Genomic DNA, 26,380 nt, shown 5'->3' with positions numbered 1-26,380 from the left:
GGGATGCGCGGGCGAGGCGTGAGGCTGGATGCGTGCGGACCCGGGTGTGCGGGCTGGCTCTCACCGGCCCCGGCCCCGCCGAGGACGCCCCCGGCGACCCGCTCGCCGGGCTGTTTGCGGAGGGTTCGAGTGAGCCGTCCGCCGGCCCGTGCCGGGGACGGCCGCCTGGCGCCGCCGCGCGTGCGGGCCTGTGTGCGTCGGCCGGGTGCGCGTGGGTCGGGTGCGTGCGCGGACCGAGTGTGCGCGGGCCGGCCCCTCGCAATCGGCCCCGGTCTCGCCGAGCGCCCCGTGGCGACCCGCTCACCGGGCTGTTTGCGGAGGGTTGGAGTGAGCCGTCCGCCGGCCCGTGCCGGGGACGGCCGCCTGGCGCCGCCGCGCGTGCGGGCCGGTGTGCGTCGGCCGGGGGTGCACCGGCCGGGTGCGCGTGGGTCGGGTGCGTGCGCGGACCGAGTGTGCGCGGGCCGGCCCCTCGCAATCGGCCCCGGCGCCCCCGGGCGACCCGCTCGCCGAGCTGTTGTGCGGAGAGCTCCAGTAGCCCGCCGACCCAGGCCGGAGATGGGTGCCTGGCGCCGCCGCACGTGCGGGCCGAGTCTGCGCGGGTCGGGCCGGCCACCTCATTCGGCCCGGTCCCGCCGAGGACGGCCCCCGGCGACCCGCTCGCCGAGCTGTTTGGGGAGGGCCCGAGTGAGTCGCCCGCCGACCCGGGCCGGGTGCCTGCCAAACCGGGGGCGTGCGGGGCGGGTGCGCGCCGGTGTGTGCGTCAGTCGCTGTCCTCCGCCGCGGCTCCGGTCGCCGGGCACGCCGTCGCCTCGGTCCGGGGGCTCGTGCTCGCTACGGCCGCCGCGAGTTGCTGCTGCACCGGCTCGGGCAGCGTGCTGCCGTGGATCGTGCCCACCAGGTCCCGGGCCAGATGGTGCAGCTTGGTGTTGGTGTTCTGGGAGGTCCTGACCAGCACGCTCCAGGCCGCCTCGGGGCTCAGGCTGAAGGAGGCCATCAGGATGCCGCGGGCCAGGTCGATGGTCGGCCGGGTCTGCATCGCCCGCCGCAGCTGGGCGACTTCGGCGCGGAGGTCCTGGTCGTCGGCCGCCCCCGGGCCGGGCGCGGCGGCGGTGGGGCCTACGGCGTCCTCGTGCGGGCCCGGGACCGCGAACAGCGCCCGGGTGCCGGTCAGGTCGAGCAGGCGCTCGACCGCGCGGCCGCTGGAGCGGACGGCGACCGTCTTGCCCTGGTCGAGGGCGCGCATGCGCAGGTCCAGCAGCATGTTGAGCCCGGAGCAGTCGCAGAACCCGATCGCGTCCAGCCGCAGGTCGATGCCGCTGCCCGACAGCGTGAGGATGTCGTGCAGATCCGGCAGCAGCCGCCGGCTGCCCAGGTCGAGTTCACCCCACACGGTGACGGTCATCCGGTCGCCGTCCGGTACGACGTCCATGGTCGCCATGCACGGCGGGATCTCCGTCGGCGCGCTGTCGCCCGCCGCGGATACGGCGCCCTCCTGCGTATGAGACCGCGCAGGGTCCGGCATGGCCCTGTTCTCCCTTGTCCGTTCGCCGTGCCTCCGTCTTTCCAGCGTTGCCCCTCTACCCCACACCCGTCAACCAATACATGAAACGCAGTACGTGTTTTTGAATACGTGTACGCCTGGTCGGTAGAGTTGGGGCATGGATGGAGTACCCGAGCCACACACCGGATGGACGTTTCTCACCAACCATGCCCGGGTGCTGGCGGCCATCGCCGACAACCACAGCGCCCGTATCCGGGACATCGCGGCCCACTGCCGGCTCACCGAACGCGCCGTCCAGAAGATCATCGCCGACCTGGAGCAGGACGGTTATCTCTCCCACACCAGGGAGGGCCGCACCAACACCTACCGGATCGACCCCGCCAAGGTGCTGCGTCACCCCGCCGAGGCCGGTCTCACCGTGGCGTCGCTGCTCTCCCTGCTCGTCAAGGACGAGGCCGACCGCGCCACGACCCCCGGCGACCACAGCCGGCCGCACGCCACGACCTGACCTAGGGCGTGTCCCCCAGCACATCCCGCACGAAGGCGTTGGCGAAGGTCCCCTCCGGGTCCAACTCCCGCGCGAGCGCCCGGAAATCGCCGAGCCGCGGATACAGCCCGCGCAGGGCGGACGCCGGCAGGGTGAACACCTTCCCCCAGTGCGGACGCGCCCCGAACGGCTCCAGCGCCTCCTCGACCCGCCGCACCACCGGCAGCACCGCCGCCGTGTCCTCGACCCAGGTGAAGTGCGCCGCCACGGTGTCCCGGCCGTAGGAGGGGCTCAGCCACTGGTCGTCGCCGGCGACCGTGCGCACCTCGCAGGTCTGGAGGACGGGGGCGAGGGTCTCCCGGATCGCGTCGAGCGCGTGCAGCATCTCGACGGCGTGCCCGCGCGGCAGCAGGTACTCCGACTGCAACTCCGCCCCGCTGCTCGGGACGAACTCCGCCCGGAAGTGCGGCAGCCGCTCGTGCCACGGCCCCGGCACACCGAACTGCTCGGTGCAGTTGACCGCGGGCATACCCGGCACGGGGTGCATCTTCTCGGTGGCGGGAGCGGCCCACGGGAAGGCGGGCAGCGGCTGGTCGGAGCGCCGCTTGAGCCACACCTGCCGGAAGCCCGGCGCGCGCCAGTCCGTGAAAAGGCTGACGCTGTACGCCGTCGCCATCACCGTCTCGAACGTCCCTGAGTCCAGCCCCTGGAAGGGCAGCTCCGTGAACACGTGCTGCTCGACCTCGAAGGCCGGCTCCAGGTCGAGGGTGAGCGCGGTGACGACACCCAGCGCCCCGAGGGCGGTGACGGCCCCGCCGAACCGCTCCTCGTCCCGTCCTATGGTCACCGTCGAACCGTCCGCCGTGACCAGTTCCACCTCGCGCACGACCGCCGACAGCGGGCCGTTGAGCACGCCCGAGCCATGAGTGCCGGTCGCGACCGACCCGGCCACCGAGATGTGCGGCAGCGACGCCATGTTGGGCAGCGCCAGGCCCTCGCCGTGCACCCGGCGGGCCAGCTCCGCGTAGCGCACGCCGCCGCCGACCCGGACCGTGCGGGCCGCCGTGTCGACGTCCACCTCCGGGGGCAGCTCGGCGAGCGACAGCAGGACGCCCTCGGCGCCCGGCTCGGCGATCTCGTTGAACGAGTGTCCGCTGCCCAGCACCCGCACCCGGTCGCTGTCCGCGACGAGCGCGCGCAGCGCGGTGAGCGAGCCCGGCCGGTGCAGTTCCTTGGCCGCGTAGGTGATGTTCCCCGCCCAGTTGGTCACGGTCCCGTCCATCGCGTCTTCCTTCCCCGAGGCAGCGGGGGGCCGGGAAAGCCCCCCGCCGGAACCTACCCCGGCGCCGTCCGTTGCCGCTGCCGCCCGCCCCGGTCTACCGTGGAGAGGCGGTAGAGAGCGTTTTCTACCAGTGTTCCGACGAGTCGCCCCAGCCCTTCTCCGAGCCGGAAGGTCACCTCCTTGAGCCAGCGCCCCCAGGCACTGTTCGCCATGACCGCCGAGAACGTGCCGCAGGTCTTCCCGCCCGAGGTGCTGGCCCGGCTGCGGGAGTCCGTGGACATCGATCCGGCGCTCGTGGCGCGGGACTTCACCGACCCGGGGGTGCGCGACGTGCTGGCCCGGACCGAGATCCTGGTGACCGGCTGGGGCTGTCCCCGGCTCGACGAGGCGGTCCTCGACGCGGCTCCCCGGCTGCGCGCCGTGCTGCACTCGGCAGGCTCGGTCAAGTCCTTCGCCACCCCCGAGATCTGGCGCCGCGGCATCGCCGTCTCCTCGGCCGCCGCCGCCAACGCGCTGCCGGTCGCCGAGTACACGCTCGCCATGATCCTGCTCGCCGGGAAGGACGTCCTCGCCGCCCGCGACCGGATGCGCGCCACCCGCACCTCCTCCGGCTGGGGTGTCGTCCCCGGCATCGGCAACTACGGCCGCAGCGTCGGGATCATCGGCGCCTCCCGCATCGGCCGCCGCGTCCTCGAACTGCTCCGCCCCTTCGACCTGCGGCCCGCCCTCACCGACCCGTACGTCGACGAGCGGGAGGCCGCCGCGCTCGGCGTCCCCCTGCTGCCGCTGGACGACCTGCTGCGCACGTCCGACATCGTCACCGTGCACGCCCCGGAGACGCCCGAGACCCACCACATGATCGGCCGCCGCGAACTGGCCCTGATGCCCGACGGGGCGGTACTGATCAACACCGCACGCGGCGCCCTGGTCGACCACGACGCCCTCGTGGCGGAACTGCGCGCCGGGCGCCTGAGCGCGATCCTCGACGTCACGGACCCCGAGCCGCTGCCCGCCGACTCGCCCCTCTACGACCTGCCCGGAGCCTTCGTCACCCCGCACCTCGCGGGCTCCCAGGGCAACGAGCTGGCCCGCCTCGGCCGGACGGTCGCGGAGGAGGCGGAACGGCTGCTGACCGGGGGGAAACCGGCGTACGCGGTCGACCTCGCGGCGCTGGAGCGCGCGGCCTGACGGCCGTGAAACGGTCGGATAAACCGTCAGGAAAACCAGTAAACGCGGCATTCTTCCGGCTCAGGGGGACCCGGTACCGGCCTCGCACACCCATGGGCATACCGTGAGGAGTCGTACGTCCGAACCGGGAGGAGAGACGGGATGGGCAGCGGCAGCCGTACCGCGCTGGTCGAGGATCTGATGGAGCGATTCCCGCACGTCCCGCGGGAGGCCGTCTTCAAGGAGGACCTGCTCCGGGGCGGCGTGGCCTTCGACCCGTCGGCGCTCAGCGACAACGAGGGCGGCGAGGTCAAGCCGAAGTCGTACTTCATCTTCTCCTTCGACCACAGCACCCTGCCCGAGCTGGGCGAGGCCGCGCTGCGCCGGCCGCCCGAGGAGATCATCCTCACCGGCGGCCCGTACGACCTGCGCCGGACCGTCGTCTCGGTGCGGGTGAACCCGTCCTCGCCGTACCGCGTCGCCGCCGACGAGGACGGCGTGCTCGGCCTCTACCTCGACGGCAAGCGGATCTCCGACGTCGGCGTGCCGCCGATGCCCGAGTACTACCGGCACACCCTCGCGAACGGGAAGTCGGTCATGGAGGTGGCCCCGACCATCCAGTGGGGCTACCTGATCTACCTGACCGTCTTCCGGGTCTGCCAGTACTTCGGCGCCAAGGAGGAGTGCCAGTACTGCGACATCAACCACAACTGGCGCCAGCACAAGGCCGCCGGGCGCCCGTACACCGGTGTGAAGGACGTCGAGGAGGTCCTGGAGGCCCTGGAGATCATCGACCGTTACGACACGGCGAAGGCCTCCACCGCCTACACCCTCACCGGCGGCGCCATCACCAAGACGGTCTCCGGCCGTGACGAGGCCGACTTCTACGGCCACTACGCCAAGGCCATCGAGGAGCGCTTCCCCGGCCGCTGGATCGGCAAGGTCGTGGCCCAGGCGCTGCCGCGCGACGACGTCCAGCGCTTCAAGGACTACGGCGTGCAGATCTACCACCCCAACTACGAGGTGTGGGACGAGTACCTCTTCAAGATGTACTGCCCGGGCAAGGAGCGCTACGTCGGCCGCGACGAGTGGCACAAGCGCATCCTCGACTCGGCCGAGATCTTCGGCGCGCGCAACGTCATCCCCAACTTCGTGGCGGGCGTGGAGATGGCCGAGCCGTTCGGCTTCAAGACGGTCGACGAGGCCATCGACTCGACCACCGAGGGCCTGCGCTTCTTCATGTCGCACGGCATCACGCCCCGCTTCACCACCTGGTGCCCGGAGCCCACGACGCCGCTGGGCAAGGCCAACCCCCAGGGCGCGCCGCTGGAGTACCACATCCGCCTGCTCCAGGCCTACCGGCAGACCATGGAGGACTTCGGCCTCTCCTCGCCCCCCGGCTACGGTCCCCCCGGCGCCGGCAACGCGGTCTTCTCCGTCAGCTCCTTCATGGACAGCCTGCCGGCGGACGAACCCACCGCTGTTTGATAACGCTTCGATGACGTCGTCCCTCATTGCGGTACGACGTTGAGTCACAGGGCGGCCGTGCCCGTACGGCATGCAAAGGCCGGAGCCGAGGGGGCCCCGCCGCCCTGTTCTGACATCTGAACAGGGCGCTTGTCAGTTGTGTGGGTGGCGTGAAAAGCTCTCTCCCTGCCGCGAGGTTCCCCCCAACTCCATTGCCGATGTGGTGAGTTGGCCTCGCTCGTGGATGCAGGAGACCCATGCCCGACCTGCCGACCCCTCAGGACGCCGCCGAGGCCGCGCTGTTCTCCGAGTGCTGGGACGCGGTCCTCGCGTACGCCGATCTGTGCACGTCCGGCTCCACCGCCGCCGCACAGCTGGGCCGCGAGGCGTTCGCGCAGGGCACGCGCGAGGCCCGTGCGGCCGAAACCGGCCCGGTCAGAAGCGCCGGCCGCCGCGCGGCCCGGCTGCCCCGGATACCCCTGCTGCTGACCGCCGTACGCACCACGGCCGCAGCCTGGGAAGAGGAGGGGCAGGGCCACAAGCTCGACCCCGACCTGCGCCTGTGGCTCAATTCGGACAAGGCCGCCCGCTACACCGGCCCGCCCCTGAAGCGCCCGCTCGCGCTGCGCGGCCTGCGCGACCTCCAGCAGGCCGACGCCGAACTGCTGTGGCTGGCCGAGGTGGAGGCGCTGCCGCTGTCCGTGGTCGCCCGCCGCCTGGGCCTCGACCCGGCCACCGCCGCCGACGAACTCCAGCAGGTGCGCACCCTGTTCCGGGACCGCTGCCACCGCAACCACCTCGACACCCCGATGGACGCCCGGTGCCGCAGCTACGCCCGGCTGCTGGACGCCGTCACCCGCTCCTCGGCCGCCGACGCCCCGGGCGACCTCTCCCGGCACCTCGCCACCTGCGTCCAGTGCGCCGAGGCCGCCGCCTGTCTGCGGCTGCACGGCGGCGGACTGCCCGGGGCACTGGCCGGCGGGGTGATCGGCTGGGGCGGCCTCGCCTACCTGGAGCGCCGCCGCCGCGCCGCCGAGGTACGGCTCGGCGCCGGCCGGCCCGACGCGGCGGACGAGGCGACGGGAGAACCGGAGGACGGGGAGCAGAAGGCACGCGTCGCCCGCAACGGCCTGCTCGTCGCCGCCGTCCTGGTCTCCGTCCTCGCGCTCGGCGTCTCGATGATGCCCTTCGGCGGCTCCGGCGACGACCTCGGGGCACGCGGCGACGCCGGCCGCCAGCCGGTGGCCGACCCCAACCCCGACCCGCCCCTGCCGTCCGCCCCCGACCTGCCTCCCGCGACCTCCAAGCCGGCCGACAACGCCACCGAGAACACGGGCAAGTCGGAGAAGCCCGCCAAGCCGGAGGGCAGGAGCCGCCACACGGAACCACAGGGCACCTCCGCCCCCACGGGAGACGACGAGAGCGAGAAGCCCACCTGCCGGGTCGAGTACGACCTGGTCAACCAGTGGCCCGACGGCTTCCAGGCCACCGTCACCGTCACCAGCAGCGAGCCCCTCGACTCCTGGCGCGTGTCCTGGTCCTTCCGCGACGGCCAGCAGGTCGGCCAGATGTGGGACGCCTCCGTCTCCCAGGACGGCTCCCGCGTCACCGCCACCGCCGCCGACTACAACAAGTCGGTCCCCGCGGGCGGCGACCTGGCCTTCGGCTTCCTGTCCTCCTGGCACGGCAAGAACTCCCCGCCGTACGACTTCACACTGAACGGCCAGGACTGCGCGAAAAGCAGTTGACGCGACTGAGCCGTGACGGGATAGCGTGACGGCGGTTCCACGAAGACCCGAGTCTCACGAAGAGCCGAGGACCGAGGAGGTGTTGACCGATGGCTGTCATTGCGATGAGCGCTGCCCGCATCCAGTTCATCAAGTCCACCTCCGTGGCCGCCGGCTGATCCGACCGACTGTCGGGCCGGGGCCGACCTCGGAAAGGGTCACCCTTGACTTCCAGCTCTGCCGCATCCGTTTCCTCCGCGCTCGCTCCCTACGGCTGGGACGACGCGTGGGCGGACGAATTCGCCCCGTACGACACCGAAGGACTCCTGCCCGGACGCGTGATCCGGGTCGACCGGGGGCAGTGCGACGTCGTCACCGCCGACGGCGTACTGCGGGCCGACACCGCCTTCGTCACGCCGCACGACCCGATGCGGGTCGTCTGCACCGGCGACTGGGTCGCCGTCGAACCCGGCGGGAACCCGCGCTACGTCCGCGCGTACCTGCCGCGCCGCACGGCGTTCGTCCGCTCCACCTCCTCCAAGCGGTCCGAGGGACAGATCCTCGCGGCCAACGTCGACCACGCCATCGTCGCCGTGCCCCTCGCCGGCGAGCTCGACCTCGGCCGTATCGAGCGGTTCCTGGCGCTCGCCTGGGAGTCCGGGGCGCAGCCCGTCGTCGTCCTCACCAAGGCCGACCTCGTGCCGGACACCGGCACCGTCGCCCACCTCGTCCAGGACGTGGAGACCAGCGCGCCCGGCGTGCCCGTGGTGCCGGTCAGTGCCGTCGACGGGGACGGGCTGGACGTGGTCGCGGCCATCGTCGGCGGGGGGACGTCCGTGCTGCTCGGGCAGTCCGGCGCGGGCAAGTCGACCCTCGCCAACGCGCTGCTCGGCGAGGACGTCATGGCCGTCCAGGCCACCCGGGACGTCGACGGCAAGGGCCGGCACACCACGACCACCCGCAACCTGCTCGCGCTGCCCGGCGGGGGCGTCCTGATCGACACGCCCGGACTGCGGGGCGTGGGGCTCTGGGACGCCGAGACCGGCGTCGGGCAGGTGTTCTCCGAGATCGAGGAACTGGCCGAGCGGTGCCGCTTCCACGACTGCGCGCACGAGGCCGAGCCGGGCTGTGCCGTGCTGGCGGCCGTCGAGGACGGCGACCTGCCGGAGCGGCGGCTGCACAGCTACCGCAAGCTCCTGCGGGAGAACCAGCGCATCGTCGCCAAGACGGACGCCCGGCTCCGCGCCGAGATCCGCAAGGACTGGAAGCGCAAGGGCGCGATCGGAAGGGCCGCGATGGAGGCGAAGCGCGGACCGCACTGGCGTTCGTAGCCGGCGCGCGGCCGACCGGATATGATCAACGGCCGCCCGAGGGGCGGTCGCATGTTCGGATCAAGGGGGCGGCATGCGTTTCAAGGCTCTCGGTGTGGTCGCCGCCGCGCAGAACTGGCAGGCGGTGAGCGGCGGCGCGGTGAGCAGCAACTTCGGCAGCAACGTGGACTGCGCGAGGTCCACGCTCAACCCCGGCTTCACCCGCGGATGCCTCGCGCCGACCGTCCGTGTCGGCAACGAGTCCATCTGCGTGGTGGCCGGCCGGCTGCGGCTCAACGGAGTCGACGACTGGTACTACGACACCCAGTTCTACGTCCCGTAGCACCGGGAGCGGCCTCCGGAGCGTCGTGTCCGATTTCCGCCAGCGGCAGGCCCGCCGACGGCGGAGACTGGACACCGTGAGGGACGAGGACACGAGGGAAGACCCCAGGTACGAAGCCGTACGCAGTCGTGACGGGCGTTTCGACGGCGCCTTCTTCTTCGCCGTCGAGACGACCGGCATCTACTGCCGGCCGAGCTGCCCCGCGGTCACCCCGAAGCGGGCCAACGTACGGTTCTTCGCCACGGCCGCCGCCGCGCAGGGCGCGGGCTTCCGGGCCTGCCGGCGGTGCCGCCCGGACGCCGTGCCCGGCTCCGCCGAGTGGAACGTCCGCGCGGACGTGGTGGGCCGGGCCATGCGGCTGATCGCCGACGGCGTGGTCGACCGCGAGGGCGTCGCCGGGCTCGCCGGACGGCTCGGCTACAGCGCACGGCAGGTGCAGCGGCAGCTCACCGCGGAACTCGGCGCCGGGCCCGTCGCGCTCGCCCGGGCCCAGCGGGCCCACACCGCCCGCGTCCTGGTGCAGACCACCGACCTGCCGATCACCGAGATCGCGTTCGCCTCGGGCTTCGCCAGCGTGCGGCAGTTCAACGACACCGTCCGGGCCGTGTACGCGTCGACCCCGAGCGAGCTGCGCGCCGCCGCCGCACCGAAGAGCGGCCGGGCCCGACGCACGGCCACCCCGAACGCCGGCATCCCGCTCCGGCTCGCCCACCGCGGCCCCTACCAGGCCGGCCCCGTCTTCGACCTGCTGGAACGCGAGGCCGTGCCCGGAATCGAAGAGGTCGGCGGCCCGCCCGGCGCGCGCACCTACCGGCGTACGCTCCGCCTCCCGTACGGCACCGGCATCGTCGCCGTCGACGAACGCCCCCGCACCGCCAAGGCCAGGTCCGGAGCCCACCCGGGAGGCTGGCTCGACGCCCGGCTGCACCTCACCGACCCCCGCGACCTCACCACCGCCGTGCAGCGGCTGCGGCGGCAGTTCGACCTCGACGCCGACCCCTACGCCGTCGACGAGCGCCTCGGCGCCGACCCGGACCTCGCACCCCTGGTCGCCGCCCGGCCCGGCCTGCGCTCGCCGGGCACCGCCGACCCGGAGGAACTCGCGGTACGCGCACTGGTCGGCAGGGCCGAGGCGGAACGGCTCGTACGGCGGTACGGCAAGGCCCTCGACGCCCCCTGTGGCAGCCTCACCCACCTCTTCCCCGAGCCGGCCGTCCTCGCCGGCTCCGAACCCGGCGGCACCCTCGGCGCGCTCACCGCCGCCCTCGCCGACCACGCCGTACGCCTGGACCCGGGCGCCGACCGGGACGACGCGCAGGACGCCCTGCGGGCGGTGCCCGGCCTGGACGCCCGCACGATCGCCGAGATCCGCACCCGCGCCCTCGGCGACCCCGACGTGGCCCCACCCGGCGCCGACGTCCCCGACACTTGGCGCCCCTGGCGCTCGTACGCCCTGAACCACCTGCGCGCAGCAGGGAAGTGGGAGTTGTGATGACCTCGACGTACTGGACGAACGTGGCCTCCCCCCTCGGGTCGCTGCTCCTCACCGCCGCCCCGGACGGCGCGCTGACCTCGCTGTCCGTGCCCGGGCAGAAGGGCGGACGCGTGGTGCAGGACGACTGGCGGCAGGACCGGGGGTTGTTCCGCGAGGCCGAGGAGCAGCTCGCCGCCTACTTCGCCGGGGAACTGAAGGAATTCCGGCTGACCTGGCGCACCGACGGCTCCGTCTTCCGGGAGAAGGTCTGGGCCGCGCTGGACGACATCCCGTACGGCTCGACCGTGACCTACGGCGAGATCGCCGCGCGCATCGGAGCGCCCAGGGCGGCCGTACGGGCCGTCGGCGGGGCGATCGGCGCCAATCCGCTGCTGGTCGTCCGACCGTGCCACCGGGTGATCGGGGCCGACGGGACACTGACCGGCTATGCGGGCGGCCTGGAGCGCAAGGTACGGCTGCTGACGCACGAAGGGGTGCTGTGAGCGTGCGCTCTCACGCCCCGAAAACGGCCCCCACCCATGCCGCCGCGATCAGCTGGCAGGTGAACAGTTCCACCAGCACGCTGGAACCGCCCGAGCGCATCGCCGTGCGCACGGTCGCGACGGCCTCGGCGTGGCGGCCGAGGCGGAGGCGTTCGGCGAGGTAGATGCCGGCCAGGAAACCGGGGATCGCGCCGATGACGGGGAGCAGGACGAAGCCGAGGGTGGATCCCGCCCCGGCGTAGGCCAGCATGCGCTGGGTGGCGCCGCTCGCCCGCAGCCGCCGGGGAGGCAGGGCCCAGCGCACTCCCTGGGAGACCAGCATCAGGACCGTGGCTCCCACCAGGATCCACCAGGCGACGGGCTGCGGGTCCTTGAGCGCCCACCACATGACCGCGGCCCACACCAGCAACGAACCGGGCACCGCGGGCAGCAGCACTCCGCACAGACCGAACAGGATGACCAGCCCGACCAGCAGGAGGTCCCACACTCCCATCTCACCAGACTGCCGGAACACGGGAGAAGGTGCAGGTCACAAGCGTAGTCGTGGTCCAGACCCGCAGGTCAGCCGCTCGTGGCCGCCGGGACGTCGCCATATCGCATGACCGTTCTACGGCTCACTCGACGCGCCGTTCGTGGTGCCGTGAGAGGCCGGTTTTTTCCACAAGCCCCGTTTTCATCCGGCCCGTGCGGTGGACAATCAGGGGCATGAGCCAGCAGGGGGGAAGGCCCACCGGTCCCGAGGACGACTGGTGGGGGCACTTGTACGACGACTCCACCGGCGACACGGGCCCCACACCCGCACCCGATTCCCTCGACGACCGCTTCGCCTCGGCGGCGGGGGCGGTGGGCGACCGGGGCGTTCCCGTCTCCGAGCCGGTGGTTCCGGCGCCTCGGGCCGGTGCCGACGACCTCATGGACAGCCCACGTGCCTCCGGTCCGTCACCACGGCGCGCCCCCTGGGAACCACCGCCGGCACGGCCCACCGGACCGGTGACTTTCCCGACGGCTTTCCCGACCGCGGGGCCAGGGCAGGGACGAGAGCGGACGCCCACGGATGGTGCGGTCGCACCGGCCGGGCCCGGCAGCCCCTCGGACAGTCCGGGGGAGACTCCCGGGACGACGATCCCGGCCTCGGGGACGTCCTCCGACCCACCGACGGTCCCCCCGCCCCCCTCGGCCCCTCCCTTCCGGCCGAGCCCCGAGGCCCGCTCCAGCACGGCCGGCGCCCCGCCCAGGGGTCCCACCACGGGGCCGACAGCCGAGTCCTGCCCCGGCGGGACCGTGTCCCCCGCCCCGGCCGATCCGCCGCCCGCCGATCTCCCGCCCGAGCAACCCGAACCCAGGTTCGAGCGCCCCGCGTCCTCCCCCCGGCCCCGCGGCCACGTCGGCTCGCGGCCGCCCACCTACGACGCCGAACCGACGGCCCTGCCGCTCGCCGACCCCGACGACCTGGACGACCTCGTCGCGGACACCGTGCTCGACGGAGCCCGGTACGGGGCCTGCACGTTGCGGGCCGTGTCCGTACGGGGGGACTCCGCGCGGTACCGGGGGGAGCCGCGGCGGGACTCGTTGCTGACCGCGCGGTTCGGCACCGGCGAGCGTGCGTTGCTGCTGGTGGCGATGGCGACCGGGGCCCGGGCCACGCCGGGGGCGCACCGGGCCGCCGCAGAGGCCTGTCACTGGATCGGGCGGGCCGTCGGGCGCAGTCACGCTCGGCTCGTGGAGGACATAAGGGCGGGGCGGCGCGGCGACCTCAAGTCCGGGCTGCACCGCCTCACCGACCGCAGCCTCGGCAAGCTCCGCGCCAGCGCCGCCGAACAGGGCGTCGCCCCGGAGGAGTACGCGGCCGGCCTGCGCTGTCTGCTGCTGTCCGCCGACCCCGAGTGCCGTACGCGTGTCTTCTTCGGCGTCGGGCCCGGCGGGCTGTTCCGGTTGCGGGACGGCGAGTGGCAGGACATCGAACCGCAGGTCCCCGAGGTCAAGGGCGAACCCGTCGTGGGGTTCGGATCGCCGCCCGCCGAGACCCCCGAGGGCGACCGGCTCACCATGGACCTCGGCATCCCGACCCCGCCCAGCCCCTACGAACCGGCCCCGGAACCACCCCGCGAACCCTTCCGTTTCCGTACCTCCGTCGCCCGCCCGGGTGACACGCTCCTCGTGTGCAGCGGCGGCCTCGCCGACCCGCTGCGCGGCGAACCCGAACTGGGCGACTACCTCGCCGAGCGGTGGTCCCGCCCCGAGCCGCCCGGACTCGCCGCGTTCCTCGCGGACTCCCAAGTACGGGTCAAGGGTTACGCGGACGACCGTACGGCCGCGGCCGTTTGGGAGGCGTGACGGCTTCCCGTGTGACTTGATGGAACCCGGAGGGATCCCCGGAGACCGAAGGGGCAGACGAGAGACATGGCCAAACAGAACGTCGCGGAACAGTTCGTCGACATCCTGACCCGCGCCGGAGTCAAACGCCTCTACGGAGTCGTCGGCGACAGCCTCAACCCGGTCGTCGACGCCGTACGCCGCAACTCCGCCATCGACTGGATCCACGTCCGGCACGAGGAGACCGCCGCCTTCGCCGCCGGGGCGGAAGCCCAGATCACCGGCAAGCTCGCCGCCTGCGCCGGCTCCTGCGGGCCCGGCAACCTCCATCTCATCAACGGCCTCTACGACGCCCACCGCTCCATGGCCCCGGTCCTCGCCCTCGCCTCCCACATCCCGTCCAGCGAGATCGGCCTCGGCTACTTCCAGGAGACCCACCCCGACCAGCTGTTCCGTGAGTGCAGCCACTACAGCGAGCTGATCTCCAGCCCGAAGCAGATGCCCCGGCTGCTCCAGACCGCCATCCAGAACGCCGTCGGCCGCTCCGGCGTCAGCGTCGTCTCCCTGCCCGGCGACATCGCCGCCGAACCCGCCCCGGAGAAGGCCGCCGAGACCGCCCTCGTCACCTCCCGGCCGACGGTCCGCCCCGGCGACGCCGAGATCGACCGGCTCGTCGAAATGATCGACGAAGCCGACAGGATCACCCTGTTCTGCGGCAGCGGCACGGCCGGTGCGCACGCCGAGGTCATGGAGTTCGCCGGGAAGGTCAAGTCCCCGGTGGGGCACGCGCTGCGCGGCAAGGAGTGGATCCAGTACGACAATCCGTTCGACGTCGGCATGAGCGGGCTGCTCGGGTACGGCGCCGCCTACGAGGCCACCCACGAGTGCGACCTGCTGATCCTGCTCGGCACCGACTTCCCGTACAACGCCTTCCTCCCCGACGACGTGAAGATCGCCCAGGTCGACGTCCGGCCCGAACACCTCGGCCGCCGCTCGAAACTGGACCTCGCGGTGTGGGGCGACGTACGGGAGACGCTGCGCTGCCTGACCCCGCGCGTGAAGGAGAAGAAGAACCGCCGCTTCCTCGAACGGATGCTGAAGAAGCACGCCGACGCGCTGGAGGGGGTGGTGAAGGCGTACACCCGCAAGGTCGACAAGCACGTGCCGATCCACCCCGAGTACGTGGCGTCCGTACTCGACGAAGTCGCCTCCGACGACGCTGTCTTCACCGTCGACACCGGCATGTGCAACGTCTGGGCCGCCCGCTACATCTCACCCAACGGCCGCCGCCGCGTCATCGGCTCCTTCTCCCACGGCTCGATGGCCAACGCGCTGCCCATGGCGATCGGCGCACAGTTCACCGACCGGAGGCGGCAGGTCGTGTCGATGTCCGGCGACGGGGGCTTCTCCATGCTGATGGGCGACTTCCTGACGCTGGTGCAGTACGACCTCCCCGTCAAGGTCGTCCTCTTCAACAACTCCTCCCTCGGCATGGTCGAGTTGGAGATGCTGGTCGCCGGACTCCCGTCCTACGGCACCACCAACAAGAACCCCGACTTCGCCGCCGTCGCCCGCGCCTGCGGTGCCCACGGGGTACGCGTCGAGAAGCCCAAGGACCTCGCCGGGGCGTTGAAGGACGCCTTCAAGCACAAGGGACCGGCCCTCGTCGACGTCGTCACCGACCCCAACGCCCTGTCCATCCCGCCGAAGATCAAGGCGGAGATGGTGACCGGGTTCGCCCTGTCCGCCTCCAAGATGGTGCTGGACGGCGGCGTCGGCCGGATGGTCCAGATGGCCCGCTCCAACCTGCGCAACGTGCCCCGGCTCTAGGGGTGGCCGGTCCCTGGAGCGCTAGCGGTAGGGCGTCCACCGGCGTGCCGAGGTGTCGTACATGTACCGGGGCAGTTCCTTGATGCCGCTGGTGCGGAACGGGCGGCCGGCGTCGTCGATGCGGACGGTGCCCCTGCGGCCCTGGGAGGACCACTCCAGCTCCAGGAACCAGCGGCAGTCGCACGTCCCGGTCCGGGCGGTCACCAGCAGCACCTCGGGGTCCCGCGCGGAGACGCGGTACGGCATGCGCACCGCCGGGATCGGTGTGCCGGCATCGTTCCCGGCGACCGCGCGGGCGATGGGGCGGTCCATGTCCAGGTTCACGTCGAAGTGGCGCGGGGTGATCGAACCGCCGCAGCCCTGGTCCATGGCGTAGGCGTTGCCCTGCGCGGGCGCCGTACGCCCCACGACGCGCACGCGCAGCGCCTCCAGGACGACGGCCGTGTCCGTTCGCCCCTGTACGGACAGTTCGACGAGCGTCTCGCCGCCGTGCACCGCGGCCTGCGTGGCCGCCCAGGTGCCCGCGTCCTGCGGTGCCGGGGGTGGGGGCACCTGCTCCGGTGGCTTGGCTATGACGTAGTCGTGCCCGCAGCCGAGCTTCCAGGCCTGGGAGTTGGCGGACCAGGTGAGGGGTGTGCCGGGGGTCGCTCCGCCGGCGCCGGTGGGCGGGCCGGCACCCGGGGTGGAGGGTGCGGGGGACGGTTTCTTCTTCGGGGTGGCGGAGGGGGAAGGCCGCTCGCCGGTGGGGGAACTGCTCGGAGGGGTGGGTGAGGGGCTGTCCCGGTTCGGTGCCCCGGCTTCCGTCGTGCCGGTCGGGGCGGGCCCGGCCGTACGGACACGGTCGTCGGACGACCGCCGCCCGTCCGGGAGCGCGGACAGGCTCCCGAGCGTCGCGAGCAACGCGCAGGCAGCGGCCAGACCGACCGCGACGCGTCTGCGGCGGTACCAGGGGCGGGTCGTCGGCCCGGCCTCCCGGTCGCTGTCCGGGCCCGGTACGGCGACCGGGTCACCCGCCGCGGTCTCCGTACGCGGCCGCCTGCGTGCCGCCACCGCCAGGAGCCAGCGGCGGTGGAGTTCCAGGCGTTCCTCCGCAGTCGCCCCGCAGAGGGCCGCGAAACGCTCCACGGGGGCGAAGTCGAGGGGGACCGCCTCGCCCGCGCAGTAGCGGTGCAGGGTCGAGGTGTTCATGTTCAGGCGGCGGGCCAGTGAGCCGTAACTGCGGTCCGTGCGCTCCTTCAGCGCCCGCAGCAGCGCCGCGAACTCCCCGACGTCGTCGACGTCCTCCTGTACCGACACCGTTCCCCCGTCCTCGTGCGGTCCGACCCGGCCCGGAGGGCATCCCAGGCACCCCACGTACCTGCACGTCAAACGGGCTGGGATGGTTCCACCGCGCCGGATCGGGCGCGGGCTGTTGCGCCCGCCTGCTGTGACCGCTGATGCTCTTGGTGCCGCACCGACCAGGGCCGGGCCGACCAACCGGCGTCGCGGCGGCATCCGACATCCACGCATTCACCCACGGGGGGACACCCATGCCCATGCGCACCCGAGCAGGAGCGCTCACCGCCCTCACCGTCGCCGCCCTCGCGGCCGGCACGGTCCTCACGGCACCGCCGGCCGGCGCCGCACCGAAGGCCTCGCCCAGGTTCCTGTCGGCCTCCGAACTGCCGCCGCACCCGACCTCGGGCTGGACCGCCGGACCGGTCACCGACGGGTTCCCGGAGGAGCTCGGCTCCTGCCTGGCGGAGCTGCCCGGATACGACTACCGGCACCGGGCGTTCCGCACCGAGCTGGAGACCAGCGCCGTACAGGTCACCGTCGTGACCGGCTCCGCCGCCAAGGCCAAGGCCCTCGCCAAGCGCTTCGACGACGCGGTCCGCACCTGCGCCGACCGTATCGAGGAGTCCTCACCGGACGTCCGGGCCGAGGGCCGGGACTACGGCTCGCTGCCGGTCGAGGAGGGCGCCCGCGTCCGCGGACTGCACACCGAGACGTCCTGGGGGGCCACGGACATCGCGCTGCTGTCCGTCGGACGGGACGGCAGGACCGTCACCGTCGTGGAGTGGGGACAGATGGGCGACTTCGACGACGCGCCCGTGGCCGCCTTCAAGAAGACGACGACCACCGCCGTCGACAAGTTGTACTGACCGGGCGGCCACCAAGGAAAGGACCGGGGCCGTCCTCCCGTCACGGGGGTGGGGAGGGCGGCCCCGTACCGGCCGGGAACCCCGGGAGGACCGTCGTACTTCGGCCAACTTCACCAGGCCGGCGGGCACCGGGACCAGCAGCCCCACGCCTTCGCCGCGTACGGAAGGATCGGCAGCCGGCCATCGGCAGTTCGTCCGATCTCCGGCGGTCAGGATCCGCGGCGGGGCGCCCACCGGCTACCCTCTTGTCCCCTTCCTCCGCGCCGCCGTACGGCTCAGGGCCCCGCCGCCCGGCCCGCCGGTCCCGGCCGGATGGCCGAACACCCGGTCGTTGACGAACCGACATGACTGCCACGTGCCCGACGGGGCATGGATCCCCGTGAACGTGTTCGAGCAGGAGGGGAACCGACATCGGCGCGCGGGCGGGGGTCATGGAGAGGCAGGCACGAGGAGGCGGTCCCATAACGATCGGGGCCTTCTCGGCGAAGACGGTGGAGGACAAGTCCGAAGACGTCACGGAGCAGGCGGCGGCGCCTCAGTTGAGGCGCAGGCTCGGGCGGGCGGACCTACGGGCCGTGCCGGAGGCGCGCCGGGCCCTGCGAGAGCTGCTCGGGCAGTGGGGGAGGACCGCACGATCGGACGTCGCGGAACTGCTCACCAGCGAACTCGTCACCAACGCGATCGTCCACACCGACCACGACGCGGTCCTGACGGCCACCGTCGGACCCCGTGGACTACGGGTGGAGGTACGGGACTTCGTGGCCCGCAGACCCCGGCTGCGCGTACCGGTCGCCGACGACGGTACGAACGGCAGAGGCCTGTTCCTGGTGCAGTCCCTCGCGGACGCCTGGGGCGTCAGGGCGCACGGAGTGGGCAAGGCCGTCTGGTTCGAGCTGGAGACCGAGGCGGCGTGAACGGAGCAGCGCGGAGAGAGGGGAACGGCGAAAGGGGCGCGGCCCGCAGGCCACGCCCCTTCCCGGCGCTTTCTCTGCGCGGCTCGGTCAGCCGAACTGCTGCTCCAGGTCCTTGAGTTTGCGCTCCAGGGAGTCGAGACGCGGCAGAGCCTGCGTGTCGTCCTCCGCGGTGAGATCGACGGTCACCGGGTCAGCTCCGTGACGAACGGGCTGAAGGGAGGGACGCGAGCGGACGGGCAGTTGTTCCGGCGCGGATATGGCAGGCTCCGCGGAGACCTGCGAGGAGCCGCGCTCCACCTGCACCTCCAGCTGCCGGCCGCCACCACGGCCGAAGTGGCCGCGGTGACCGCGGCTGATCGCCTTCAACTGGGCGCGCTCCACGCGCTGCTGGTCGCGCCGCCGCTGCCGGGCCTCGTCCTTCTTGCGCTTGTCGTCGCGCACCTCGTCGACGGCCTCGTCCAGGCTGCGCACACCCTCCAGAAGCATCAGCGACCAGGCCTTGTACGTCTCCCGGGGGGCCCGCAGCCAGCGCACGATGCGGATCTGCGGCAGCGGGCGCGGCACCAGGCCCTGCTCGCGCAGGGCGGCCCGGCGGGTCTGCTTCAGCGCACGGTCGAAGAGGACCGCCGCCGAGAGGGACATGCCGGCGAAGAAGTGGGGGGCGCCGTCGTGGCCGACGCCCCTGGGCGCGTGCACCCAGTTGAACCAGGCCGCGGCGAGCGCGAACGTCCATACCAGTATCCGCGAACCGAGCGCCGCGTCACCGTGGCTGGCCTCGCGCACCGCGAGCACGGAGCAGAACATCGCCGCGCCGTCCAGGCCGAACGGGACGAGGTACTGCCAGCCGTCGGAGAGGCCGAGGTTCTGCTCGCCGAAGCCGACCAGGCCGTGGAAGGAGAGCGCGGCGGCGACGGCCGCGCAGCAGAACAGAAGGACGTAGGAGACGGTGCCGTAGAGGGCCTCCTTGCGTCTGCGACGCTCCTCGCTGCGCTCCCAGGAATCGTCCGCGCTCGTGTCCTTGACCGAGGAGCGCTTGCCGCGCGCGAGCACCGCCACCGCCGCCAGCATGCCCAGGAGAAGCACGGCGCCCGGAAGCAGCCAGTTCAGCGATATGTCGGTCAGTCTCATCTGGGTGGTCCCTTGCATTGGGATAGGGCGTAACGCCCGCCATAGTGGCCCAATCCCACCGGCCCTCAGGGGGTTTCGGGGCAAGAGGCCGCCAAGGAAGTGCAAGGGATTGCCCAGGGCGACATTCTGCTCGAACTGCCGCTTGAGGGGCGAGAGTTGAGTTCGAAGAAGACTACCCGCACGGGTGGTTCCCCGGAAAGTTCCCGTGACACGTGAGGAAGTTGTGAATCGGCTGCGGGCATGTGGGTGGCCGGTTCGGTGATGATCTTACCGGGGAGGCGGGGGTGCTCCGTCCGTGTCTGCCCGGGGTTGCTCAACCGGCCGTGGCCAGCAGCTTGGTGACCCGGTCGGCGTCACACGTGCGCGGGCAGGTGGCGCAGGTGTCCTCGGGGCGCAGGGTGTAGAACATGCAGCAGCTCGCGCGGTCCCGGGTGCGCAGCGGCTCGCCGCCGGGGCCGGTCAGCTCGCGGAAGGCCGCCGTGCCCACGTACGGCTTGGTCGCGCCCGGCAGGAGCAGCTCCAGCTCGCGCATCGCGCGCCGCTCCTCGATCTCGCCGAGCAGCTGGGCGACGTACCAGAGCCCCTCGACGATCTCGTCCGTCGCCATACCCCACAGGGCCCGGCCGCGGCGCCGCATCCGGGGTCCGAAACCGGCCAGGACCGGCTCCAGGTGCTCCGCGACCGCCGACCGCACCTCGGCCCGCAGCGCCTCCTCGTCCGGGACGACCCGGGCGCCGGGCAGCGCGGCTGCCTCGTCGCCGGGCAGGCAGGCGAAGCCGGCCGGGCGGACGGCCAGGTGGCCGACGGGGTGGGCGGGGGCGGTGCGGTCGTACGAGACGTGCGTCACCGGGTAGCGGGGTACGCGGCGGTGCAGGAACCAGGGGACGGTGATCAGGAGGCAGGCGGGCCAGGCGTACCGGTGCAGGCCGAAGCTGGCGATCACGTCGGGCCGTGCCTGGCGGTCGTAGTCCCGGCGGATCTGGGCGTCGTCCCAGGACAGGAAGGCGTCGAGGCCGGGGCCGGCTTCCGCGAGCGCGGCGGCGGTGGTCCAGTTGCCGCCCTGGGGGGTCTCGTCCGCGGCGGTCAGTTCGGTGATGGCCAGCCCCGGGATGACCTCGGCCAGACGGGCGTACGCGCCGGAGAGGGCCGAAGGGGGCAGGGGCATGTGATCACCGGTCCACGTGGGTCGTTTGAAGGTAAGGCTTACCTTACCGAAGATCGCTGGGATTTGAACTGGCGGCCGGTGCGCTTATGGTGCTTGACGGACGAGTAACAACCCGCCGTAATGACCCCAAGTACCGATACGTCCGGAGGAGGAGCCGTGAAGCAGGGCGCGCAGGGCTCCGCCGGGGCGGGGGTGCCGAGGGGGGAGGTGCCGGAGGGCCAGGTCCGGGTGCCGCGGCAGCCCGGGGTGGCGGACGCGGGTCGGGTGAGGCCCGGAGCCGGTGCCGAGGTGGTGCGAGGTGAGCACACGCACAGTGAGCCGGTCCCGCCGGCTGCTTTGCGGGGGCGGGCCGTCGTTCAGCGGTCCTCGGTGCGCGGGCAGATCGTGGATGCGCTGCGGGCCGCGCTGGTGGCCGGGGAGCTGAGGCCCGGGGAGGTGTACTCGGCGCCGGTGCTGGGCGAGCGGTTCGGGGTCTCGGCGACGCCGGTGCGGGAGGCCATGCAGCAGCTGGCCCTGGAGGGTGCCGTCGAGGTCGTGCCGAACCGTGGGTTCCGGGTGGTCGAGCGGGGAGCGCGGGAACTGGCGGAGCTGGCCGAGGTGCGGGCGCTGATCGAGGTGCCGGTGATGCTGCGGCTGGCCCGGACGGTGTCGGCGGAGCGCTGGGCCGAGCTGCGTCCCCTCGCCGAGGCGACGGTCCGCGCGGCGTCCTCCGGCTGCCGCGCGACCTACGCGGAGTCCGACCGGGGGTTCCACCGGGCGGTGCTGTCCCTGTCCGGGAACGAGCAGCTGGTCCAGATCGCGGAGGACCTGCACCGGCGGGCGCAGTGGCCCCTGGTGGGGAGCGGGCCGGGGATGCGGGGCCGGGCCGATCTGGTGGCGGACGCGCATGAACACACGGCGTTGCTGGACGCGTTGATCGCCCAGGACCTCGAGGTCGTGCGGGCGCTGGTGGGGGAGCACTTCGCGGGTGCCGGCTGAGCGCGCGTCTGCGCCTGCGGCCGGCTTGTGCGTGGGGGCCGCGCCGGAGGGTGTCCGACCGCTGCGCCCCAGCTGCGGGCAGTCGTGCTGCCAAGGGCGGCACGGGTGGGCGCAGCGGCACCCCGCTCCGCCGGGCTGCGGACCCACCCGGCCCCGGCAACGACGCCGGGTTGCCCATCGGCACCTCAAGCCGTCGCGGCCCCCGCAGCCGGTGGCACCGGGGCCAACTGCCGTGCCAACCACGTCGGCACACCCCCGAGCAACCGGAACAGCCGCCGGGCCTCCTCCCGCAGCCGGGCCGCCTCCGGCTCGGTCTCCGTGTCGGCGAGCGACACCAGCGCCGGCGCCGTACCGACGAGATAGCCCAGCTCCTCACGGATCCGCAGCGACTCGGCGAACCCGTGCCGCGCCTCCGCCAACTCCCCGTCGCGCAAGGCGAGTCCGGCCAGATGCCGCCACGTGAAGGACAGCAGCAACGGATCGGACTGCGCCGTCGCCCCCGCGTGCGCACGGCGATACGCGGCCCGCGCCGCCTGCGGTGACCGCGTCAGGTTCTCCGCGAGCAGCCCGCGACGGAAGTCCAGCAGGGCCCGCTGCGGAGCCCCCGGAGGGATCAGCGCCGCGGCCCGCCCCAGCGCCGCCCGCGCCTCGTCGGCCCGGTCGCGCACCGCGAGCAGCGTCGCGGCGTAGGCCAAGTACCCGCGTTCACAAGCGGCCGCGCCCCGCTCGTCGTCGCTGTGGGCCAGCGCCTCCGCGGTGCGCAGGGCGTCCTCGGCCTCCTCCCAGCCCTGCTCCGTGTACAGACACCGTTCCACCAGCAGCGACGCGCGTTGGAGCGCCGCCGCGGGGGTGTCCGGTAGCAGCAGGGCGGCCGCGTCGGCCCAGCACGCGCGTGAGCGCAGCCGCCATACCGCGGTCTGGAGGGGATCGTCACCGGCGGTCGTTCCGTTACCAGACATGGCGGAATGCGCCACGTTGCCCTCCCCGAGCACGCCATCGAGCTGTTGAGTGGTGGCGGCATCTCAGCACGAATCGCGGGGCCGGGCCAAGAGGGTGGGTGAAGGATTTCACAAAGTCGTGGGACTCCGGGGCGTCCCGCGTTCGGGCCGGGGCGCCCCGTGTCTCAGCTCATCCGCAGCGCCAGGAAGAAGTCCAGCTTGTCCTCCAGGCGTGACAGGTCACGGCTCGTCAACTGCTCGATGCGCCCCACCCGGTACCGCAGTGTGTTGACGTGGAGGTGGAGACGGGTGGCGCAGCGGGTCCAGGAGCCGTCGCAGTCGAGGAACGCCTCCAGCGTGGGGATCAGTTCGGCGCGGTGGCGGCGGTCGTAGTCGCGCAGCGGGTCCAGCAGGCGGGCCGTGAAGGCGCGGCGGACGTCGTCCGGGACGAAGGGCAGGAGGAGGACGTGGGAGGCCAGTTCCTGGTGGCCCGCCGCGCAGACCCGGCCCGGGCGGGCGGCCGCCACCCGGCGGGCGTGGCGGGCCTCCTCCAGTGCGCCGCGCAGGCCCTCCGCCGAGTGCACGGCCGCGCTGACGCCGAGTGTGAGGCGGCCGTCGTCGCTCAGGCCGGCCGTCAGGGGATCCCGTACGGACTCCAGGAGCGCGTCCGCGAGGACGCCGGTCTCGGAGCCGTCGTGCTCCGTCGAGACGGCGGGGAGCGGGACGAGGGCGACGGCCTCGTCGCCCGTGTGGGCCACCGCGATGCGGTCGGAGTGCTCCGGGCCCGCCGACAGGGGGTCGACGAGGATCTCCTCCAGCAGGGCCTGGGCGACCGGGCCCTCCTCGATACCGGCGCCGTCCCAGTCGACGCGGGCCACGACCACCTGCCAGTGCGGCGCGGTGCCGAGGCCGGGCAGCAGGACCGGGGCGGCCACCCGGAGGCGGGCGGCGATCTCCGCGGGGGCCGCGCCCGTCTGGACCAGTTCCAGGACCTCCTGGGCGAGGCGGCGGCGGACCGTGCGGGCGGCGTCGCGGCGGTCGCGCTCGACCGCGATCAGCTGGGTGACGCCGTACAGCAGGTCGAGGCGCTCCTCCGCCCAGTCCCCGGCGTCCGCCTCGACGGCCAGCAGCCAGTCGGACAGGACCGTCTCCCGGGCGTCCCGGGCGGTCTGCGGGGCGCGGCCCGTCGAGCGGATGGGGAAGAGGGAGTAGGTCGCGCCGCCCACGAGGACGCGGTGCGGGGCGCGGCGGCCCGTGCGGGTGGCGGCCAGGTGTTCCGCCGCCAGTCGGCCGCAGGCCTCGGCGGTGAGGGCGGGGCCCGACGTCTTCGGGCCCGCGATCAGGCGGCCGGTGGGGGAGAGGACCCAGGCGCGCAGGTCCAGGTCCGAGCCCAGGAGGTCCAGGACCACGTCCGGGCCGCCGCCCGCCGGGCCCGACGTCATCATCCGGCGGTGGCGGTCGACCACGGCCGCGAGGTCGCCGGCTCGCTCACCGGAGACCTGCCGTACGACGTGTTCGGTGATCGTCGCGAACGCCACCGACTCGTGCACCGCGAAGAGCGGGAGGCGGTGGCGGGCGCAGGCCTCGACCAGGTCGTCCGGTACGTCCCCGAGCTCGGCCTCGCCCGCAGCGAGGGCCGTGACCCCCTCCTGCACCAGGATCCGCACGAACGGTTCCGAGTCCGCGGCGTCCCGGCGCCAGGCCAGGCCCGTGAGCACCAGCTCGCCGCCCGAGAGGTAGCGGCTGGGATCGCGCAGGTCGGTGGTCATCACACCGCGCACGGTGCGGTCCAGCTCGTCCTCGCCGCCGAGCAGCTTGAGGCCCAGCGCGTCGGTGTCCAGCAGTGCGCGCAGCCGCATTCTCGTCGCCGCCGTTCTTTGTCTCGAAATCTATGGTGAATCTTGGTGGGGCAGAGGGATGAACGGTTGTTCGGTGGGCTGGTGGGCGATGGCCCTCGCCCTCCGAACCGGTCCTGGCCGTGTCCCAGGTCACGCGGCTGTGTCGCGCGTTTCCACAGGAAAACGAGGAGGTTTCTGATGGCCTCCGTTCATACGAATCTACAAGATGCCCGTCCTGGCCAGCCAACTCCTTCATGGTTTCCGTGACTGACCCGCCGGAGCACCGGCCTGTGTACTGAGTCCACTACGCGTCAACAGCACATGAACGAGCCGGGACCGCCGCACACGGATTGGCTCAATCTGCACGCCCCACGAGAAGACGAAGAAGAGAGCCGGTCATGGACTTCCTTCGCCCCGCCAGCTGGGAGGAGGCGCTCGCCGCGAAAGCCGAGCATCCCACCGCTGTGCCGATTGCGGGTGGCACCGACGTGATGGTCGAGATCAACTTCGACCACCGCCGGCCCGAGTACCTCATGGACCTGAACCGCATCGGCGACCTCTCCGAGTGGGAGGTCGGCGAGGAGAGCGTGCGGCTGGGTGCCTCCGTGCCCTACACGAGGATCATGGAGAACCTCCGCGCCGAGCTGCCGGGGCTCGCCCTCGCCTCGCACACGGTCGCCTCCCCGCAGATCCGCAACCGCGGCGGCGTCGGCGGCAACCTCGGCACCGCCTCCCCGGCCGGCGACGCCCACCCCGCCCTGCTCGCCGCGGGTGCCGAGGTGGAGGTGGAGTCGGTGCGCGGTGCGCGTCGCATCCCGATCGACGAGTTCTACAAGGGGGTGAAGCGCAACGCCCTGGCCCCGGACGAGCTGATCCGGGCCGTGCACGTGCGGAAGGCCGACGGGCCGCAGCAGTTCTCCAAGGTGGGGACCCGGAACGCGATGGTCATCGCCGTGTGCGCCTTCGGGCTCGCGCTGCACCCGCGGACGCGGACCGTGCGGACCGGCATCGGTTCGGCCGCTCCGACACCCGTTCGGGCCAAGACCGCCGAGGAGTTCCTGAACGCGGCCCTGGAGGAGGGCGGCTTCTGGGACAACGGGAAGATCATCACCCCCTCCGTCGCCAAGCAGTTCGCGGACCTGTGCTCCGCCGCCTGCAACCCGATCGACGACGTCCGGGGCACCGCGAGCTACCGCCGCCACGCGGTCGGCGTCATGGCCCGCCGCACGCTGACCTGGACCTGGGAGTCCTATCGCGGCGCGCGCCGCATCACCGAGGGAGCTGCGTAATGCGCGTCAACTTCACGGTCAACGGCCGTCCGCAGGAAGCCGACGACGTGTGGGAGGGCGAGTCCCTGCTGTACGTGCTGAGGGAGCGGCTCGGCCTGCCGGGGTCGAAGAACGCCTGCGAGCAGGGCGAGTGCGGCTCGTGCACGGTCCGCCTGGACGGTGTGCCGGTGTGTTCGTGCCTGGTCGCGGCCGGTCAGGTGGAGGGCCGCGAGGTCGTCACCGTCGAGGGGCTCGCCGACTACGCCAGGCAGCGCGCCGAGGGCGGCTGCGCGAGCGGCGCCTGCGGTACGTCGCTGCAGAACGCCCAGCAGTGGGAGGCCAGGGGCACCGACTCGCAGACCGGCGAGGGCACCGAGCTCTCCCCGATCCAGCAGGCGTTCATCGACGCCGGCGCCGTCCAGTGCGGCTTCTGCACGCCGGGTCTGCTGGTCGCCGCCGACGAGATGCTGGAGCGCAACCCCACCCCGACCGACGCGGACATCCGCGAGGCCCTGTCGGGCAACCTGTGCCGCTGCACCGGCTACGAGAAGATCATGGACGCGGTCCGCCTGGCGGCCGCCCGGCAGGGAGAGGCGGTCTGAT

Annotated in this window: 23 protein-coding genes; 15 read left to right on the top strand and 8 right to left on the bottom strand. The window is 72.9% G+C overall.

Annotated elements, in window-relative coordinates; genetic code table 11:
- Positions 1 to 760: 760 nt before the first annotated feature.
- A complete protein-coding gene (locus tag SCNRRL3882_RS08445; RefSeq protein ID WP_040903481.1) occupies positions 761 to 1,522 on the bottom strand; it encodes an ANTAR domain-containing protein in 762 nt (253 codons plus the stop codon).
- Positions 1,523 to 1,658: 136 nt separating this feature from the next.
- Between SCNRRL3882_RS08445 and SCNRRL3882_RS08440 the strand changes: the two genes are divergently transcribed.
- Positions 1,659 to 2,009, top strand: coding sequence for a helix-turn-helix transcriptional regulator (locus tag SCNRRL3882_RS08440; RefSeq protein ID WP_029181359.1), 351 nt, complete (start codon positions 1,659 to 1,661; stop codon positions 2,007 to 2,009).
- 1 nt (position 2,010) lies between these two features.
- On the opposite strand, the gene SCNRRL3882_RS08435 is transcribed toward SCNRRL3882_RS08440, so the two are convergent.
- Positions 2,011 to 3,270, bottom strand: a complete 1,260-nt coding sequence (locus SCNRRL3882_RS08435) for a D-arabinono-1,4-lactone oxidase (protein ID WP_010042450.1) — start codon at positions 3,268 to 3,270, stop codon at positions 2,011 to 2,013.
- Between the two features lie 180 nt (positions 3,271 to 3,450).
- Here SCNRRL3882_RS08435 and SCNRRL3882_RS08430 point away from each other — a divergent pair, with 180 nt between their 5' ends.
- From SCNRRL3882_RS08430 to SCNRRL3882_RS08400, 7 genes are all read left to right on the top strand, one after another.
- The gene (locus tag SCNRRL3882_RS08430; RefSeq protein WP_010042449.1) at positions 3,451 to 4,458 is read left to right on the top strand and encodes a hydroxyacid dehydrogenase; all 1,008 of its coding nucleotides are present in this window, start codon (positions 3,451 to 3,453) and stop codon (positions 4,456 to 4,458) included.
- 141 nt (positions 4,459 to 4,599) lie between these two features.
- Positions 4,600 to 5,925: a radical SAM protein gene (locus SCNRRL3882_RS08425; RefSeq protein WP_010042448.1), complete on the top strand. Its 1,326-nt coding sequence runs from the start codon at positions 4,600 to 4,602 to the stop codon at positions 5,923 to 5,925.
- A gap of 236 nt (positions 5,926 to 6,161) precedes the next feature.
- Positions 6,162 to 7,652: a cellulose-binding domain-containing protein gene (locus SCNRRL3882_RS08420; protein ID WP_010042447.1), complete on the top strand. Its 1,491-nt coding sequence runs from the start codon at positions 6,162 to 6,164 to the stop codon at positions 7,650 to 7,652.
- A gap of 203 nt (positions 7,653 to 7,855) precedes the next feature.
- The gene (gene rsgA, locus SCNRRL3882_RS08415; protein WP_029181358.1) at positions 7,856 to 8,962 is read left to right on the top strand and encodes a ribosome small subunit-dependent GTPase A; all 1,107 of its coding nucleotides are present in this window, start codon (positions 7,856 to 7,858) and stop codon (positions 8,960 to 8,962) included.
- 73 nt (positions 8,963 to 9,035) lie between these two features.
- Positions 9,036 to 9,284, top strand: coding sequence for a hypothetical protein (locus tag SCNRRL3882_RS08410; protein ID WP_010042443.1), 249 nt, complete (start codon positions 9,036 to 9,038; stop codon positions 9,282 to 9,284).
- Positions 9,285 to 9,360: 76 nt separating this feature from the next.
- Entirely contained in the window at positions 9,361 to 10,776 is a 1,416-nt protein-coding gene (locus SCNRRL3882_RS08405) for a DNA-3-methyladenine glycosylase 2 family protein (RefSeq protein WP_010042441.1), read from the top strand.
- Positions 10,776 to 11,261 carry a methylated-DNA--[protein]-cysteine S-methyltransferase gene (locus SCNRRL3882_RS08400; RefSeq protein ID WP_010042439.1) on the top strand — a complete coding sequence of 162 codons (486 nt, stop codon included), beginning with the start codon at positions 10,776 to 10,778 and terminating at the stop codon, positions 11,259 to 11,261. Before SCNRRL3882_RS08405 ends, SCNRRL3882_RS08400 begins: the two co-directional genes overlap by 1 nt.
- 10 nt (positions 11,262 to 11,271) lie before the next feature.
- Here the strand turns inward: SCNRRL3882_RS08400 and SCNRRL3882_RS08395 are convergent, their stop codons facing one another.
- Positions 11,272 to 11,754, bottom strand: coding sequence for a DUF456 domain-containing protein (locus SCNRRL3882_RS08395; RefSeq protein ID WP_029181357.1), 483 nt, complete (start codon positions 11,752 to 11,754; stop codon positions 11,272 to 11,274).
- Positions 11,755 to 11,966: 212 nt separating this feature from the next.
- Here SCNRRL3882_RS08395 and SCNRRL3882_RS08390 point away from each other — a divergent pair, with 212 nt between their 5' ends.
- Together SCNRRL3882_RS08390 and SCNRRL3882_RS08385 are read left to right on the top strand one after the other, a co-directional pair.
- Positions 11,967 to 13,595 (top strand): protein phosphatase 2C domain-containing protein, encoded by a 1,629-nt coding sequence (locus tag SCNRRL3882_RS08390; RefSeq protein WP_102514769.1) that lies wholly within the window; start codon positions 11,967 to 11,969, stop codon positions 13,593 to 13,595.
- Positions 13,596 to 13,661: 66 nt separating this feature from the next.
- Positions 13,662 to 15,404 (top strand): pyruvate dehydrogenase, encoded by a 1,743-nt coding sequence (locus SCNRRL3882_RS08385; protein WP_010042432.1) that lies wholly within the window; start codon positions 13,662 to 13,664, stop codon positions 15,402 to 15,404.
- A gap of 21 nt (positions 15,405 to 15,425) precedes the next feature.
- On the opposite strand, the gene SCNRRL3882_RS08380 is transcribed toward SCNRRL3882_RS08385, so the two are convergent.
- Complete coding sequence (locus SCNRRL3882_RS08380) at positions 15,426 to 16,700, bottom strand: helix-turn-helix domain-containing protein (protein WP_010042429.1); 1,275 nt, start codon at positions 16,698 to 16,700, stop codon at positions 15,426 to 15,428.
- 233 nt (positions 16,701 to 16,933) lie between these two features.
- Between SCNRRL3882_RS08380 and SCNRRL3882_RS08375 the strand changes: the two genes are divergently transcribed.
- Together SCNRRL3882_RS08375 and SCNRRL3882_RS08370 are read left to right on the top strand one after the other, a co-directional pair.
- A complete protein-coding gene (locus SCNRRL3882_RS08375) occupies positions 16,934 to 17,548 on the top strand; it encodes a hypothetical protein (protein ID WP_010042427.1) in 615 nt (204 codons plus the stop codon).
- 431 nt (positions 17,549 to 17,979) lie between these two features.
- A complete protein-coding gene (locus SCNRRL3882_RS08370) occupies positions 17,980 to 18,462 on the top strand; it encodes an ATP-binding protein (protein WP_202459193.1) in 483 nt (160 codons plus the stop codon).
- Between the two features lie 87 nt (positions 18,463 to 18,549).
- Here the strand turns inward: SCNRRL3882_RS08370 and SCNRRL3882_RS08365 are convergent, their stop codons facing one another.
- Positions 18,550 to 19,590 (bottom strand): DUF2637 domain-containing protein, encoded by a 1,041-nt coding sequence (locus SCNRRL3882_RS08365; RefSeq protein WP_010042423.1) that lies wholly within the window; start codon positions 19,588 to 19,590, stop codon positions 18,550 to 18,552.
- Between the two features lie 313 nt (positions 19,591 to 19,903).
- Entirely contained in the window at positions 19,904 to 20,755 is an 852-nt protein-coding gene (locus tag SCNRRL3882_RS08360; RefSeq protein WP_010042422.1) for a (2Fe-2S)-binding protein, read from the bottom strand.
- Between the two features lie 156 nt (positions 20,756 to 20,911).
- Here SCNRRL3882_RS08360 and SCNRRL3882_RS08355 point away from each other — a divergent pair, with 156 nt between their 5' ends.
- Entirely contained in the window at positions 20,912 to 21,733 is an 822-nt protein-coding gene (locus tag SCNRRL3882_RS08355; protein ID WP_010042419.1) for a GntR family transcriptional regulator, read from the top strand.
- Between the two features lie 185 nt (positions 21,734 to 21,918).
- Here SCNRRL3882_RS08355 and SCNRRL3882_RS08350 read toward each other — a convergent pair whose 3' ends face one another.
- The gene (locus SCNRRL3882_RS08350; RefSeq protein WP_010042416.1) at positions 21,919 to 22,692 is read right to left on the bottom strand and encodes a hypothetical protein; all 774 of its coding nucleotides are present in this window, start codon (positions 22,690 to 22,692) and stop codon (positions 21,919 to 21,921) included.
- A 164-nt stretch (positions 22,693 to 22,856) separates the two neighbouring features.
- Positions 22,857 to 24,530 (bottom strand): PucR family transcriptional regulator, encoded by a 1,674-nt coding sequence (locus tag SCNRRL3882_RS08345; protein WP_010042413.1) that lies wholly within the window; start codon positions 24,528 to 24,530, stop codon positions 22,857 to 22,859.
- 377 nt (positions 24,531 to 24,907) lie between these two features.
- On the opposite strand from SCNRRL3882_RS08345, the gene SCNRRL3882_RS08340 reads away from it, so the two are divergent.
- Both SCNRRL3882_RS08340 and SCNRRL3882_RS08335 read left to right on the top strand, forming a co-directional pair.
- Positions 24,908 to 25,798: an FAD binding domain-containing protein gene (locus SCNRRL3882_RS08340; protein ID WP_010042411.1), complete on the top strand. Its 891-nt coding sequence runs from the start codon at positions 24,908 to 24,910 to the stop codon at positions 25,796 to 25,798.
- Positions 25,798 to 26,379, top strand: coding sequence for a (2Fe-2S)-binding protein (locus SCNRRL3882_RS08335; protein ID WP_010042409.1), 582 nt, complete (start codon positions 25,798 to 25,800; stop codon positions 26,377 to 26,379). The genes SCNRRL3882_RS08340 and SCNRRL3882_RS08335 overlap by 1 nt, the downstream gene beginning before the upstream one ends.
- Position 26,380: the final 1 nt, after the last annotated feature.

It is taken from the genome of Streptomyces chartreusis NRRL 3882 (assembly GCF_900236475.1).
Taxonomy (GTDB): domain Bacteria; phylum Actinomycetota; class Actinomycetes; order Streptomycetales; family Streptomycetaceae; genus Streptomyces; species Streptomyces chartreusis_D.
This window is presented reverse-complemented; position numbering and strand designations above follow the sequence as displayed.

Bases quoted from the DNA above. Each gene is read 5' to 3' on its own strand.
- SCNRRL3882_RS08445 (WP_040903481.1), bottom strand. From the start codon at position 1,522: ATGCCGGACCCTGCGCGGTCTCATACGCAGGAGGGCGCCGTATCCGCG.
- SCNRRL3882_RS08440 (WP_029181359.1), top strand. From the start codon at position 1,659: ATGGATGGAGTACCCGAGCCACACACCGGATGGACGTTTCTCACCAAC.
- SCNRRL3882_RS08435 (WP_010042450.1), bottom strand. From the start codon at position 3,270: ATGGACGGGACCGTGACCAACTGGGCGGGGAACATCACCTACGCGGCC.
- SCNRRL3882_RS08425 (WP_010042448.1), top strand. From the start codon at position 4,600: ATGGGCAGCGGCAGCCGTACCGCGCTGGTCGAGGATCTGATGGAGCGA.
- SCNRRL3882_RS08420 (WP_010042447.1), top strand. From the start codon at position 6,162: ATGCCCGACCTGCCGACCCCTCAGGACGCCGCCGAGGCCGCGCTGTTC.
- SCNRRL3882_RS08410 (WP_010042443.1), top strand. From the start codon at position 9,036: ATGCGTTTCAAGGCTCTCGGTGTGGTCGCCGCCGCGCAGAACTGGCAG.
- SCNRRL3882_RS08400 (WP_010042439.1), top strand. From the start codon at position 10,776: ATGACCTCGACGTACTGGACGAACGTGGCCTCCCCCCTCGGGTCGCTG.
- SCNRRL3882_RS08395 (WP_029181357.1), bottom strand. From the start codon at position 11,754: ATGGGAGTGTGGGACCTCCTGCTGGTCGGGCTGGTCATCCTGTTCGGT.
- SCNRRL3882_RS08390 (WP_102514769.1), top strand. From the start codon at position 11,967: ATGAGCCAGCAGGGGGGAAGGCCCACCGGTCCCGAGGACGACTGGTGG.
- SCNRRL3882_RS08385 (WP_010042432.1), top strand. From the start codon at position 13,662: ATGGCCAAACAGAACGTCGCGGAACAGTTCGTCGACATCCTGACCCGC.
- SCNRRL3882_RS08375 (WP_010042427.1), top strand. From the start codon at position 16,934: ATGCCCATGCGCACCCGAGCAGGAGCGCTCACCGCCCTCACCGTCGCC.
- SCNRRL3882_RS08370 (WP_202459193.1), top strand. From the start codon at position 17,980: ATGGAGAGGCAGGCACGAGGAGGCGGTCCCATAACGATCGGGGCCTTC.
- SCNRRL3882_RS08365 (WP_010042423.1), bottom strand. From the start codon at position 19,590: ATGAGACTGACCGACATATCGCTGAACTGGCTGCTTCCGGGCGCCGTG.
- SCNRRL3882_RS08360 (WP_010042422.1), bottom strand. From the start codon at position 20,755: ATGCCCCTGCCCCCTTCGGCCCTCTCCGGCGCGTACGCCCGTCTGGCC.
- SCNRRL3882_RS08350 (WP_010042416.1), bottom strand. From the start codon at position 22,692: ATGTCTGGTAACGGAACGACCGCCGGTGACGATCCCCTCCAGACCGCG.
- SCNRRL3882_RS08345 (WP_010042413.1), bottom strand. From the start codon at position 24,530: ATGCGGCTGCGCGCACTGCTGGACACCGACGCGCTGGGCCTCAAGCTG.
- SCNRRL3882_RS08340 (WP_010042411.1), top strand. From the start codon at position 24,908: ATGGACTTCCTTCGCCCCGCCAGCTGGGAGGAGGCGCTCGCCGCGAAA.
- SCNRRL3882_RS08335 (WP_010042409.1), top strand. From the start codon at position 25,798: ATGCGCGTCAACTTCACGGTCAACGGCCGTCCGCAGGAAGCCGACGAC.